Annotated in this window: 9 protein-coding genes; 5 read left to right on the top strand and 4 right to left on the bottom strand. The window is 41.7% G+C overall.

Going from position 1 to position 14358, the window contains the following annotated elements:
* Window positions 1-189 precede the first annotated feature (189 nt).
* From ACWIB3_RS14265 to ACWIB3_RS14275, 3 genes are all read left to right on the top strand, one after another.
* Complete coding sequence (locus ACWIB3_RS14265) at window positions 190-615, top strand: hypothetical protein (protein WP_185212577.1); 426 nt, start codon at window positions 190-192, stop codon at window positions 613-615.
* Between the two features lie 244 nt (window positions 616-859).
* Entirely contained in the window at window positions 860-2023 is a 1164-nt protein-coding gene (locus ACWIB3_RS14270; RefSeq protein ID WP_454291930.1) for an acyl-CoA dehydrogenase family protein, read from the top strand.
* A 24-nt stretch (window positions 2024-2047) separates the two neighbouring features.
* Complete coding sequence (locus ACWIB3_RS14275; protein WP_454291931.1) at window positions 2048-4147, top strand: 3-hydroxyacyl-CoA dehydrogenase NAD-binding domain-containing protein; 2100 nt, start codon at window positions 2048-2050, stop codon at window positions 4145-4147.
* 1168 nt (window positions 4148-5315) lie between these two features.
* On the opposite strand, the gene ACWIB3_RS14280 is transcribed toward ACWIB3_RS14275, so the two are convergent.
* The 4 genes from ACWIB3_RS14280 to ACWIB3_RS14295 all read right to left on the bottom strand — a co-directional run bounded on the left by ACWIB3_RS14280 (window position 5316) and on the right by ACWIB3_RS14295 (window position 9494).
* Entirely contained in the window at window positions 5316-6764 is a 1449-nt protein-coding gene (locus ACWIB3_RS14280) for a bifunctional 2-methylcitrate dehydratase/aconitate hydratase (RefSeq protein WP_454291932.1), read from the bottom strand.
* A gap of 23 nt (window positions 6765-6787) precedes the next feature.
* Window positions 6788-7945 (bottom strand): bifunctional 2-methylcitrate synthase/citrate synthase, encoded by a 1158-nt coding sequence (gene prpC, locus ACWIB3_RS14285; protein WP_185212573.1) that lies wholly within the window; start codon window positions 7943-7945, stop codon window positions 6788-6790.
* Between the two features lies 1 nt (window position 7946).
* Window positions 7947-8825, bottom strand: coding sequence for a methylisocitrate lyase (prpB, locus tag ACWIB3_RS14290; RefSeq protein ID WP_185212572.1), 879 nt, complete (start codon window positions 8823-8825; stop codon window positions 7947-7949).
* Between the two features lie 186 nt (window positions 8826-9011).
* Complete coding sequence (locus ACWIB3_RS14295; RefSeq protein ID WP_185212571.1) at window positions 9012-9494, bottom strand: very short patch repair endonuclease; 483 nt, start codon at window positions 9492-9494, stop codon at window positions 9012-9014.
* A 185-nt stretch (window positions 9495-9679) separates the two neighbouring features.
* Between ACWIB3_RS14295 and ACWIB3_RS14300 the strand changes: the two genes are divergently transcribed.
* On the top strand, window positions 9680-12640 hold the full coding sequence (locus ACWIB3_RS14300) for a SusC/RagA family TonB-linked outer membrane protein (RefSeq protein ID WP_185216796.1): 2961 nt from the start codon (window positions 9680-9682) through the stop codon (window positions 12638-12640).
* An 11-nt stretch (window positions 12641-12651) separates the two neighbouring features.
* Window positions 12652-14340: a RagB/SusD family nutrient uptake outer membrane protein gene (locus tag ACWIB3_RS14305; RefSeq protein ID WP_254527645.1), complete on the top strand. Its 1689-nt coding sequence runs from the start codon at window positions 12652-12654 to the stop codon at window positions 14338-14340.
* The last annotated feature ends 18 nt before the right edge of the window (window positions 14341-14358 follow it).

Raw genomic sequence — 14358 nt, forward strand, 5'->3', positions numbered from 1 at the left:
ATAGTTACTTTTGCAGAGGTAATTCCTTTGGGTAGTAGTTAAAATTTATTGCTGATTAAAAGTGCTAATCGCAGTGAACTGAACTGTATATGTACATACGATTCGGTTGAATAGTTTATTGACTAGGAGCGATTACGAACATGATTGGGGAGGAGTAGTAAGCTTTTGAAATATCTTAATTATTTTAATATGGAAATACCAAACAACACCTTGGAAGGGCAGGATCTTGAAAGGAAACTACAGGATGTCGCTGCGAATTGTTTTACCACATCAAAAAACTTGGAGAACTTGAGTGTTGAGCAACGGTCGCAGATTGTCGATTTATTTGATCGCATTAAATATAAGGACATTATCGATCAAGGATTTTGGAGTTTAGGCGGTGGATTGAACCATTATAAACTCAGTTTAAACGAGATCAAATTAACTTTATTGGAAATTTTGTCTTCGTGTTCAGACGAAAAGGAAAGATTGATCCTAAAGGAGATGTTTCTTTTCTTAAATATTCTTGATGAACCAAGTTTCTATCAGTTATTTGCCTTGAGACAATTGATACACTGTCCAGAAGAAATATTTGACGAGAAAGTCAAAGAAATCTCGGGAAATTATTTTGAATAATCATTCAACCCTTTTAGGCATCGGCAGATAGGGCAACCTCTCCATTAGTCCTGGTCTTCTGCTTGTTTTGAACCAGGGTAAATAAAAATCCTCTTATTTAGGGTGGGATTTGCCAGCTGACTGATGCCTTTTGTTTTAACGGATAATTTATGGGAAATTGACCAATATTTCCTAAATTTATCCCTAAAGGAGCAATAATTTATTTCTGTTTAAATAGATGCTCTGCAAAACCAAATAAACTTATATGTTTTTGACACCAATCAGCCCTGAGCACCAGTTTTTCAGGGAGAGTTTACGTTCATTTATTAAAAAAGAGATCCTTCCTCATATTGATCAATGGGAGAGTGAAGGTAAAATTGATAAAGCCATCTGGCGAAAAATGGGTGAGATGGGTTATTTAGGCTTAAATTTCCCTGAGGAATATGGCGGCTTGGACCTTGATTTTTATTACTCCCTTATTTTTTGTGAAGAACTTTCCCATTGCTTTTCTGGCGGATTTACCATTTCAGTCCTAGTTACTGAATATATGTCTGCACCTTATCTATTAAAATATGGCTCAGCATTTCTGAAAGAAAAATACCTCAATAAGGTGATTACAGGAGAATTAATCAGTGCTATCGCCATTACAGAACCTGGAGCAGGTTCCGATGTGCAAAATATAAAAACTACAGCGACTGATGAGGGTGATTATTACTTGGTCAATGGTTCCAAGACCTTTATCACCAATGGCTATTACGGTGATTTTTATATCACTGTGGTAAAAACAGATCCTAAAGCTGGATCTTCCGGAATCAGCTTGTTGTTAATTGATCGGGAATCTGAAGGTTTAACAACCAATAAAATTCAGAAATTGGGATGGCATGCTTCCGATACAGCAGAACTTGCTTTTGATAATGTAAAGGTTCCTAAAGACCATTTGATTGGCGAGTTGGGTAAGGGATTTAAATATTTGATGGGGGGATTGCAGCTGGAGCGTTTGACCGCTGCCATACATAGTCTGGCAACCGCGGAATCTGCAGTCGATTATACCCTACAGTATCTCAAAGAAAGGTCTGCTTTTAACAAACAATTGAAGGATTTTCAAGTTATTCGTCATAGGGTGTCGCAGATGATGGCTGATATTGAAGTGTTAAAAAGCTTTGTCTACCACTGCTGTGACCTGGAGAATCAAAAAAAATATGCCGTAAAGGAATGTTCCATTGCAAAACTGCAATGCAGTGAGCTGGCCATCAAGGTTGTGGGGGAATGTTTGCAGTTGTTTGGAGGCTATGGCTTTACAGAAGACTATAAAATTTCCAGGTTATACCGAGATGTTCGCGTAGGAACGATCATTGGCGGAACCTCCGAAATTATGCTTGAAATTCTGTCAAAGATATTCATTGATGAAGTGGATTATGAAAAACGTTAAATAACCGATGTAAATAAGAGGATAATGAGTAAAATTAAGGAGAGAATCAAAGAGCAAATCAGTGTCAGTAAAAATGCTGATGGGGTCTATCAATTGAGATGGATCAACGTAAGATCGCGCCCACATGATCTTTCATTGGATGAATTTAAGTTCTGTATCGAACTACTGCTTTCTGTCCTTAAAAAAAGTGATTGTACCAGTCTACAATTGATCTTGGAAGGAAAGTTTAGGGATGCAGACTATGAAGAATTGATCTATACGGCCGGAAAGGAAGGCTTTCTGACAAAGTTAGAGCATATCGATGAAATGATCATCGAACTTTCTGAAATCGACAAACCTACAGTTGTATTATTTGATAAAGCTTGTACAGGCTTGGCAGCAGCTTTTTTGTTGCTGTTTGATCAACGAATTGGGATCGGTCCTAAAGCCAAGATGGGATTTCCGGAAGGCGCCTTTGGTATGCTGACCGGAAACGGAAGCTTCACAAAGCTTTTAGGGCTTGTGGATGCAGAGTTGGTTTTTGACCTGTTGAACTCGGGTCGGATGATAAAACCTGAGGAAGCCGAAAAAGCAGGTCTGCTTCAAGACAGGATCAGTTCTTGGGAACAGGTCCAAGCTTGGCTTCAGGAAAATTCAACCTTCAACAGTGAGGATAAATTTAAATGGAAGGTAGATCCTGATCAGTTGTCAGCAGCTATACAGCAATTAAATGCCAAATCGATGAAGCCTTTGTTGATGACAGAGGTGTTGTTGAGTTTGATCCAGAACTCGGAAGGACAGAGTTTTAAAGACTTATTGACCAAGGAACACTTGGCTTATTTAGGACTATTGACCGCAAAGGAAACATTGGCAAGGGTAAGGACCTTCCATTATGCCGTAGAGGATGCAATTGCCATGTGCAAGGAGGTTGAGGAGGAAGAGATCAATAAGGTCGCTGTCATTGGGGCCGGGATGATGGGATCGGGGATTGCGTATGAGGTTGCAAAAGCAGGGATTGACGTGATCCTAAAGGATGTTGATCTGCAAAACGCAGAAAGGGGAAGAGCCTATTCCGAAAAGCTGTGCAACAAGCTGATCGAATTAAATAAAATGAAGGAGGATGATAAGCCTAAGATTTTGGAACGAATTCTTCCTACGGATCAATTAGAGGATTTAGATGGTGCTGAAATCATTGTTGAAGCGGTCTTTGAAGATAAACGGTTAAAAGCGGAAGTCATCAATGAAAGCAAGCGGTTTCTAGCGCAGAGCGGTTTGTTTGCTTCCAATACAACTTCGCTTCCCATCAGTAAATTATCTAAATCATTTGATGATCCAAGTCGATTTATAGGACTGCACTTTTTTTCGCCCGTTGACCGAATGGCCCTGGTAGAGGTTATCCGCGGCAAGGAGACTTCGGAGGAAACATTGGACAAAGCTTTGAGTTTTGTTGGCAAATTGAAAAAGATACCCATTGTGGTGAATGATGGGCCTGCATTCTTTACCTCGCGGATATTTTTCTATTACCTTTTAGAAGGAATCACCATGTTGTTGGAAGGTGTTCCTACGGAAAGAATTGAAGAAGCTGCAAAAAACGCGGGTTTTGGCGTTGGGCCATTAGCGGTTTTGGATGAGGTATCCTTGCCATTGATGGTGCATGTATATGAGCAACTTCCTGATATGAGCTTCAGCCAGAAAAGAGTTTATAACTACCTGCAAAGAATGATCAAGAAAGGGAGAACTGGCAGGAAATCTAGTCGTGGATTCTATGATTACCCCGATAATAAGCCGAAAAAATACTATGCCGATCCAGAGTTAAAGGATCTCGATAGCCAAATCTCGGCAAAGGATATCCAAGATCGATTATTGGCCGTCTTAGCCTTGGACAGTTACCGCTGTTTAGAGGAAGGGATTTTATTTAGCCCGATTGACGGTGATCTAGGTTCGGTCATGGGATTAGGATATCCGGTCCAGACCGGAGGCGTATTTGGATATATCGATATGATCGGATTGGATGAATTCATCAAGATCTGCGAGAACTTTGGACAGTATGGTGATGAATGGGAAATTCCAGATTCATTGATCAAATTGAGAGACGAAGGATTCCAGTTCTATGATGGATTTGAATCTAATTGGGTAGATGAATAGGAGGCTGTTCAGAAAACTTTCAGATAAAGATAGTAGGATTGGGCTTATGAAGATAAGCCCAATTTTGTTTTATAGTCATCCTTCTGAAAGACTCAGCCAATGGTGATTATTAAGATTGCAATTCACCTTCTTTGTTACTTTTTCGTGGAAAATTATCCAAACCGAAGAAGGAGCTGATGGATAACAATTCTATTGTTACTTTTGAAGCCCAAAAGTAACCAAAAGGCTTCGGCTCATTTAAGATGGCTTTTCGCACGTACATCCGCACATGAAAAGAATGCCTTGTTGTCGGGAATATCTTTCAAAAGATCATCCCTTTTGATGGGATGATCTTCTGAAAGCATTCCAAGGCCAATCCCATCGCGCAGGGCAACGGCATTCTTTCCATTTTTCCGCCATTGGAAATGATCCGGGGGCTAAAGGGCTTCCTTCGGAAGGATTATTTCTGTATTGTAAAACCTCCAGGGGGTGGATCTTTGTGGAACCTGAATGTTTGAAAGGGTGAACCCCAGAGTGGGTGAGATATTTTTCCATACCCTTTCTGTGTCACCCTGAGGGCTCGCCGAAGGGTCTCGGAACTATCCATACTTCACTTGAAATGGTTTTCTCATCTTACGATTTCGAAATGACACACTTCTCTAAATAAAATAAAAAATAGATTCTTCGTTTCACTCTGAATCCCTCTTTAGCGCATTGTGATTCTGAACGGTCAGTGAGGAATCTGTACGGTTCTCCTCACAAACTGCTTGTCATCCTTAACCGAAGGTTAAGGAGCTGTACGCCAATGTTATGCGTCATTGATTAAGTCTGTAAAATTCCGAGATCCTTCCTTTGTGCCAATGACACGTCTGTTAAATCTGTGTTTTTCCTGATGAATTTTTCTTTTGGCGGACAACTGCCCATGGATGGGCAGAATTATATTAGGTGGTCTATTGACTAGAACATGGGTGGCTTCGTCAGAAATCTGAATTTATCTAAAGTATGTAAGTGGCAGGCGTATGTAATACGCCCCCCACGAAAAGGTGCTTAAATTTGGTCTAGAAAGCTATGTTCAATTCCACGATCTTGGTCTATCCTCTCATCCTGGTTCAAAACCCAAATCTTGGTCTATCCTCTAATCCTTCCCATCCTGGTTCAAAAAAAGCGGCCTGTTCAGCCGCTTCTTTATTTATACCATTAAATCCACTAATTCATGGACAGGGATATCTTTAATCTTATCGTAATCCAGGGTGTTTTCAAGAATTGTTTTCTGTTGTTTTTCTGCGAAGACCCTTGCAAGATTGATTTTATACTTTTCGATCAGTTTCGGGATTCCTTCATCACGGCGTCTACGGTGACCAATAGGATATTCCACTACCACCTCTTCCAATATCCTTCCGTCATTCAACTCAACGGTCAAGGCGTTAGCGATTGATCTTTTTTCAGGATCGTGGTAATCTTTGCTGAATTGAGGATCCTCGAAACAGGTTATTTTTTCCCTAAGGGCATCGATCCTAAGATCTACAGCAACATTATCTTCGTAGTCAGCAGCTGTCAGTCGACCAAAGATTAAAGGAACGGCCACCATATATTGGATAGCATGGTCACGATCCGCAGGATTATGTAGTGGACCTTTTTTATCTATGATCCGGATGGCTGCTTCGTGAGTCCTGATTTTGATACTCTTGATATCATCGGATGATTTTCCGGCATCTTTTAATTGCTGATGCAAGGTCATCGCTGCCTCCACGGCAGTTTGAGAGTGGAACTCAGCTGGGAATGAAATCTTGAAAAGGACGTTTTCCATAACATAAGTTCCGTATGGGCGTTGGAATTTAAATGCATTTCCTTTAAAGGAGACATCATAAAATCCCCACACCGGAGCGGTCAATACGGAAGGATATCCCATTTCACCTTTTTGGGCAATCAAAGCCAAGCGAACTGCTCTGGAAGTTGCATCTCCAGCCGCCCAAGATTTACGGCTACCCGTATTAGGTGCATGTCTATAGGTCCTGAGTGACTGTCCATCTACAAAGGCAAGGGAAAGCGCATTGATCAGTTCCTCTTTGTTTAATCCCAATAGTTTGCTCACCACGGCTGTTGAAGCCACCTTTACCAAGATAACGTGATCAAGCCCAACCTTATTAAAGGAGTTTTCCAATGCCAGGACGCCTTGAACTTCATGGGCCATGATCATGGATTCCAAAACGTCCAACATGATCAAAGGTTTTTTGCCGGCAGCAACCCTGTTTCTGGAAATCCAATCGGCAACGGCGAGGATTCCGCCCAAGTTATCTGAAGGGTGTCCCCATTCTGCGGCTAACCAGGTGTCATTGAAATCTAGCCAACGGACCATGGCGCCAATATTGAATGCGGCTTGGATAGGGTCTAATTGAAAAGGTGTCCCTGGGACCTTAGCACCATTTGGAACTACCGTTCCGGGAACAATGGGACCCATTAATTTTGTGCAAGCGGGATAGGTTAGAGCTTCAAAGCCACAGCCTATAGTGTCAAGGAAACAATAGTGAGCTGTTTTTAAAGCTAAATCACTATTGATTTTAAAATCAAGGATATAATCTGCAATATCAACCAAAACCTGGTCAGGATTTGGTCTGTTGTTTGGAATATGTGATGACATTCTAATATATAAGTGTTTTTGTATTAATTTTTTCTTTCTGCTATGGGAATAAATTCTCTATTTTCCGGGCCTGTATAATTGGCGCTAGGCCTAATGATTTTACCGTCTTGGCGCTGTTCAATCACATGGGCGCCCCATCCCGAAATCCTGGACATGACAAACAGAGGCGTGAACATATCGGTAGGGATTCCCATTATATGGTAGGCCACCGCAGAAAACCAGTCCAGATTCGGGAACATACGTTTTTCATCCCACATTACGGTTTCTATCCGCTCGGCGATATCGAATAGACGCATATCTCCACTTTCTTCGGAGAGTTTTTTTGCAATTTTCTTTATGACTTGATTTCTTGGATCGGCGATGGTATAGACAGGGTGTCCAAAGCCGATGATGACTTCTTTATTCGCCAATCTCTTTTTGATATCGGCTTCGGCTTCGTCAGCGTTGGCATACCGTTCCTGGATTTCATAGGCTACCTCATTTGCGCCGCCATGTTTTGGACCACGTAGCGCACCAATTGCCCCAGCGATACAGGAATAGATATCAGAACCTGTACCGGCAATGACCCTAGCGGTAAAAGTCGATGCATTGAATTCATGCTCAGCATAGAGGTTTAGGGAAACCTGCATGGCCTCTACCCAAGAATCACTTGGTTTTTTTCCGTGCAATAGATGAAGGAAATGGCCACCGATTGTCGCATCATCTGTTTTTACATTGATTTCCTTTTGATTATGACTGTAATGGTACCAGTATAGTAGGGCAGAACCCATGCTTGCCATTAATCGATCGATAATATTTCTGGTTGTTTCCACCTCGTGCTGGAGGGGCTCGGGCTCAAGATTGCCAAAAACCGAAACCGAAGTCCGGAGTAAATCCATGGGATGCGCAAATTCTGGGATCAATTTCAGTACCTCTTTTAATTGCTGTGGAAGCCCACGGTCCTTGATCAGTTTTTGCTGGTAAGAATCCAGTTCTTTTTGAGTTGGAAGATGTTCATGGATCAACAGGTAAGCTACTTCTTCAAAGCTAGCTTTTTCTGCAAGGTCCAAGATGTCGTAACCTCTATAATGAAGGTCATTTCCGCTTTTACCGACGGTACAAAGGCTTGTATTTCCAGCAGGAACACCCGAAAGGGCAACGCTTTTTTTAGGTTTGAAACCTGATTCATTTGCTTCTTTCATATTATTTGTTTTTAAACAATTGGTCTAGTTCGTTTTCATACCGATAATAGTCGATACTTTGATAAAGTTCTTCCCGAGTTTGCATGCTGTCGATAACTTGCGCTTGGGAACCATCCTTTCTGATATGCTGGTAGACATTCAGGGCAGCTTTGTTGGCCGCACGAAATGCTGATAGCGGATACAGGACGATGGAGACGCGCACATCCTTTAATTGCTGAACAGTGTATAAGTCTGTTTTTCCAAATTCTGTTATGTTGGCTAGGATCGGTAGGCCTGTAGCTTCAGCGAATCGTAGATAATCCTCCAATTTGGTCACGGCTTCTGCAAAAATGAAATCAGCCCCAGCAATTTGATAGGCAACGGCACGTTCCAAGGCCTTGTCCAACCCCTCGGAGGCAATGGCATCTGTCCTTGCTCCAATTTGAAAATCAGGATCTGTCCGTGCATGCACTGCAGCCTTGATCCTATCAACCATCTCTTCAGTAGAGACCAGTTCCTTGCCGGGTCTATGGCCACATCGTTTTGCACCGACCTGGTCTTCCATGTGGATACCGGCGGCACCTGCTTTTTCCAAGGATTTGATCGTTCTGGCGATGTTGAATGCCGAGGGCCCAAAGCCAGTGTCGATATCTACCAATAAGGGCAGCGAGCAGACGTTGGTGATCCGCTGCACATCGATCAGGACATCCTCTAACGTGGTGATCCCGAGATCAGGGATTCCTAATGAACCAGCTGCTACGCCACCACCGGATAGGTAAATGGCTTTAAATCCAGATTGTTCCGCCAATAATGCATGGTTAGCATTAATAGCGCCTACGACCTGTAAAGGGGTTTCAGATTGAATAGCTTCTTTAAATTTACGACCTGCAGAATCCTTCATATATGTGACGGGATAAATAGTTTATAAAATGATAATGGTAAGGGGAAATGAACTAAGGTAACGTCAATTTGCCTCTCTCTTAAAGGTAGGAAAATTTATGGGTTATCGGAATTTTTATGCTGGAAAAGATGAATAAGAAATTGGCCTTAATAGATAGGGAATAAACTGATTTTGAAAGCCATTGAATTAAGGGTAAAGGCTTCTGGTTTCAATAAACAGATCGATTTGGTTCAGGACTTTTTTCAGATCCTTAATTACTTCATGGGACCAGAACCTGAATACCGTATAGCCTAGATCACGCAAGGCCTTGTTGTTGAAGAAATCCTTTTGCATATTTCTTTCGATTTTTGGAATCCAAAAAGCTTGGTTGCTCTTTATTTTCGATTTTACATTTTCCCAATCATAGCCATGCCAAAATTCACCATCGACAAAGATGGCTAATTTGTATCGGTGGATGACGATATCTGGGCTTCCCGGAAGTTTCTTTTGATGGATTCGGTATCGGATGTTTTTATTCCAAAGTGCTTTGCGCAATATAAGTTCGGGTTTTGAGTTTTTGCCTTTGATCTTAGACATTATCTTACTTCGCTTCTTACTGGTATAAAATCCTTTCGACTCCTCAAAGCGAGGAACTTGTATTGGGCTGTCATTGTAAAACTTATTAACCATCTACTAAAATTAAGGAAAATGTGTGATTTCTGAAGTAATAGGAAAGGTTTTGTAAGAATAGTTATACTTATACTGGCTTGACTTTTCCTAGTAATATTTAATTTCCTGCAAAATTTGTTAAGTGTTGTTTTTTTTCTATTTTGAGTTACAGTAAACCTAGATTTCTAACAAAACCTACTTAACTAATGAAAAAACAGAAGAGTTATTTTAGGACCCTGACAAAGATTCTATTGTTCAGTGGCTCCCTTAGTATGGTTCCCATTTCTCCATTATTTGCGAGTCCGGCAGTCTATACGGCCCCTCAGCAAAAAATCACGGGAACGGTCAAAGACTCAAAGGGGGAGGCCCTTTCCGGTGCGACAATCACCTTGAAAGGAAGCAGAATTAAGACCCAGACGGATGTCAACGGGAATTTTGAATTGTCGGATGTGCCAGCAGGATCGACCTTGACGGTCACCATGATCGGCTTTTTAAACCAGGATGTTCCTGTAACAGGGAATTCAGTAAATGTAGTCTTATCAGAAGATGCGCAAGGACTGGATGAAGTGGTGGTGGTTGGTTATGGTTCCTTGGACAAAAAGGAACTGACCAGTGCCGTAACTACCATCAAGCCCAAAGATTTTGTTCCAGGTACAGTTTCGCCGTTACTTTCGATGCAGGGCAAGGTTGCAGGCCTGAATGTTTCATCAAACAACGGTAGCGATCCGAACTCATCGGTCAGTGTACAATTGCGCGGAGTAAACTCCGTTAACGCCTCACAAGGTCCATTGGTGGTAATTGATGGGGTACCAGGAGGTGATGTGAACTCGGTTGCCAAAGAAGACATCGAATCCATTTCGGTACTTCGAGATGCATCCGCAGCTGCCATTTACGGTACACGTGCATCCGGGGGTGTCATCTTGATCACCACCAAAAGGCCACAGATCGGAAAACCAACTGTAAACTTTACATCCGAGTACTTTATGGAAACGGTTCGGAAGCGACCACAAGTTTTATCACCAGAGAAATTTGTGGAAGTTGGCCTTGGAGACGACCTAGGCCATAGAACCGATTGGTATGATGAAGTCACCAATAAGAACCCTTTCAGTCACCGTCAAGTGCTGAATGTCAGTGGAGGTTCGGAAGATGCCAACGTCTATGCCACTTTCGTAAAAAGAGATGCCAAGGGTATTGCACTTGGATCTAAAAGAGGGGAGATCGGCGGTCGTGTCAATACCAATTTCAGGTTTTTTGATGGATTTGCAGAATTGTCAACCAATGCCAGTTATAACCAAGTAGATGCCGATTTTACCAATAATGACATCTTCAATATGGCCATGGTATTAAATCCAACCGAAACGCCATACAATGCTAATGACCTGACCGGCTATAATGTTTTGGTCGGAGGTTATGATTATTGGAATCCAGTTGCTGAAGTTATGTTAAGAGATGATAGAAGGCAATATCGCTACCTATTAGCGAACTCAACCTTGAAATTGAATCTTACTGACTATTTAAGCACCAGTGCTACCGTTGGTATCAAAAGTAATTCAGAGCATGGAAGTTTCTTCCGTTCGGCACAACATCGCTTATCTAGACAGGACGGAATCGATGGATATGCAAGTCAGGCATTCCAACGTAATTTGGATCGTGTTTTTGAATGGACGGTAAATTATACCAGACGTTGGGAAGAACATTCGGTCAATGCCGTTGGAGGTTATAGTTATCAAGATTTCAATGGCCGCGGCTTTGATATGAATAACTCTGATTTTCCAGTTGATGGTATCAAAGAAAACGACATGGGGACAGGTTCGTTTTTGCCGGATGGGCGTGCTGGAATGGGTTCATGGAGAAATCCATGGGTGAAATTGGCTGCCTTCTTTGGACGTGTTAATTATTCCTATCTAGACCGATATATTGTGACAGCTACTGCTCGATATGAGGGCTCTTCGAAGTTTGCTCCAGAAAACCGTTGGGGATTCTTCCCAGGTCTATCCTTAGGCTGGAGAATGTCTCAGGAACCGTTTATGAAAGATGTCACCTTTATTGATGACTTAAAATTCAGAGCGGGATACGGTGAGACAGGAAATGAGGGTTTCGGTGCCGAGGTATCAACACGGATGTACTCAGCGGATACTTGGTTCTTGCAAAACGGACAATGGTTCCGTACCTATGGGGTGAAACATAACCAGAACCCTGGCATTAAATGGGAAGTGAAAAAAGAATACAACTTAGGAATGGACTTTACCATCCTGAACAATAAGTTGAGTGGTCGATTTGATATCTATAAACGTAAGATTGATGACCTGATCTATGATATTTCTGTTTCGCAACCTCCGGCGATCCACGATAAAACAACGATGAACGTGGGTAGTATGGAGAATAACGGTTTTGAATTTGAGTTGAATTACAATGCTGTTCAAAAAGAGAATTTCAGTTACAGAACTTCAGTTGTTGCTTCGCACAATACGAGTAAATTAAATTCACTATGGGGAAGCCAGACGTTTTCTGATCGTAAGGGATTCCCAGCTCCAGGTTCTCCGGGATCTGCTGTTAGGTTGTATCCAGGAGAGGAAATCGGAAGGTTCTTCTTATGGCAGTTTGCTGGATTTACCGATGATGGCTATTGGATGTTATACGATAAGGACGGTAATGCCTTCGACGTACGCGACAAGAACAAAACTGTAGGTGATAAGAAATTTGTTGGACAAGCGATTCCTACCATTCAGTTGTCATGGAACAATGAGTTTACCTATAAAAATTGGGATGCCAATATTTATATGAGAAGCTGGATCGGTCATGATGTTTTCAATATGATCAATATGTACTACAGCTTACCAAATGTAAAGGGACAGAATGTATTGGATGAGGCTTATGAAAAACATAAGGATATCAAGGGTGAAAAAGAACTATCTGATTACTGGTTGGAAAAAGGGACTTTCTTGAAAGTGGATGCAATCAATATTGGTTACACGTTCAACAGGGAAATGATAAAGCCATTTAAGAGCTTGAGAGTTTATGCAACTGGAAGAGATCTTTTTGTATTCACCAAATACAGCGGATTGGATCCTGAGGTGAACATCAATGGATTGGATCCAGGCTTTGAGGAAAGGAATGTTTATCCAAAGACAAGAACCTTTATGATGGGCTTACAACTTAATTTTTAATGAAAACGACCATGAAAAAATATATAATATTTCTATGTGCAGGTTTTGGTTTGTTGACAACAAACAGTTGTACCAAGCTTGATCAAGAGTTTTACAGCTCGGTAACACCAGAGACCTTTTTTAAGAGTGAGAAAGATATTCAAGCGGCCTTATTTCGCCCGTTTACCCATGCTAAATGGTATATGGGGGAAGACCGTTGGCGCTTGCAAGAATATACAGCAGATAATTTTGCCATTACCACCAAAGGTAGGCACTGGTATAATGGGGGTGAGAATGAAAGATTTCACTATCATCGTTGGACACCGGATGATGGATGGATTTGGGGTAGCTGGAGAGGCACACTAATGGGTGTAGCTTTGGCATTGGATGCGAAAAGCGATTTAGAGAAGTTAGATTATACGCAATTTGCACTGACCGATGAAATTAAAGCATCGCATTTGAGTCAATTGGATGCCTTGATTGCCTATTTCTATTTACGGGGTTTGGATTATTTCGGAGGGATGCCAATTTTCGAATCACTTGAAGGCGAGGCTTTACCACGAAATACCGATGTGGAACTGTTCAACCATATTGAAAAATTGTTGAAAGCAGCTTTGGAAAACATTCCAGCTAAAAAGGCTGGTGAGCAGGAAGACGGTGCCATTACCAAGGGAGCGGTTGCTGCCATGCTGGCACAGCTTTATTTCAATGCGGAGTCGTATATCAATAAACCGATGTACAATGAAGCGAAAACCTTGGCCCAGGCCATCATCAATAATCAATATGGCAGTTATTCCTTAGATACGCAATGGAATGGTCCGCATACCTTTACCAATGATAAATCGCCAGAAATCCTATGGTCTATGCCCTCGGAATTCAAAAAACTGGAATATAGTTGGTTCTATGCTGATTTTTATCATTATAACACCCGTCAGTATTTCAACCAAGATATGGGGGCGAACAATGGTGCCCACTTGACACCATCGCGCAAGCCAGACGGAAGTTTGTATACCACTGACTTTAAGTTAGGTGCTCCATATGAGAAATATTCAGCTGGCGATTTCAGAAAGAAGCCATACAAATACAATGGAAGTGGAAATTATGAAGGTATGTTCATTATAGGTCCACACTTGACTCCAGATGGAAAAGCAATCGTTGGAGGAGAGGAGTATAAGGATAAGCCATTGAATTTTGTGGATCAGGTAGGAAGGTTTACTGAAGTAGGAGCAGGCAAGAAATATTCGAGTGTCAGTCAATTACCATCTAAAATGTCAGAGGGAGAAGAAAATACGGGAGTTCGTTTGGTTAAAGTTCCGATTCCAAATCTGAACGACAATACCTTGAGATGGGGCGCAGATATGCCTATCATTCGTTTGGCAGAGGTTTATTACATGCTTGCCGAATGTAATTTCCGTGCAGGGAATGCTGCAGAGGCGGCAAATCTGATCAACCAAGTGCGTAAGCGTAATTTTGAAGGTGGAAAGGATCCTAATCCTGTGACGGTTGCTAACCTTGACAAATACCGCTTGCTGGACGAGTGGAGCATTGAGTTTCTAGGTGAAGGAAGAAGAAGGACTGATTTAGTTCGCTGGAAAGCCTTTACTACGGAGAAATGGTGGGATCATGTGGCCAGCAATTCTGCTCATTTAAACAGATTTCCTGTTCCGAATGAAGCTATTGCAGGTAATAATAACTTACAACAGAATCCTGGCTACGAATAATCATATTTGGATGAAAGA

The sequence above is a fragment of the Sphingobacterium sp. NPDC055431 genome (genome assembly GCF_053644255.1).

Excerpts from the sequence above, each read along its gene's own strand:
- ACWIB3_RS14265 (WP_185212577.1), top strand. The coding sequence starts at position 190 with ATGGAAATACCAAACAACACCTTGGAAGGGCAGGATCTTGAAAGGAAA.
- ACWIB3_RS14270 (WP_454291930.1), top strand. The coding sequence starts at position 860 with ATGTTTTTGACACCAATCAGCCCTGAGCACCAGTTTTTCAGGGAGAGT.
- ACWIB3_RS14275 (WP_454291931.1), top strand. The coding sequence starts at position 2,048 with ATGAGTAAAATTAAGGAGAGAATCAAAGAGCAAATCAGTGTCAGTAAA.
- ACWIB3_RS14280 (WP_454291932.1), bottom strand. The coding sequence starts at position 6,764 with ATGTCATCACATATTCCAAACAACAGACCAAATCCTGACCAGGTTTTG.
- prpC (WP_185212573.1), bottom strand. The coding sequence starts at position 7,945 with ATGAAAGAAGCAAATGAATCAGGTTTCAAACCTAAAAAAAGCGTTGCC.
- prpB (WP_185212572.1), bottom strand. The coding sequence starts at position 8,825 with ATGAAGGATTCTGCAGGTCGTAAATTTAAAGAAGCTATTCAATCTGAA.
- ACWIB3_RS14295 (WP_185212571.1), bottom strand. The coding sequence starts at position 9,494 with ATGGTTAATAAGTTTTACAATGACAGCCCAATACAAGTTCCTCGCTTT.
- ACWIB3_RS14300 (WP_185216796.1), top strand. The coding sequence starts at position 9,680 with ATGAAAAAACAGAAGAGTTATTTTAGGACCCTGACAAAGATTCTATTG.
- ACWIB3_RS14305 (WP_254527645.1), top strand. The coding sequence starts at position 12,652 with ATGAAAAAATATATAATATTTCTATGTGCAGGTTTTGGTTTGTTGACA.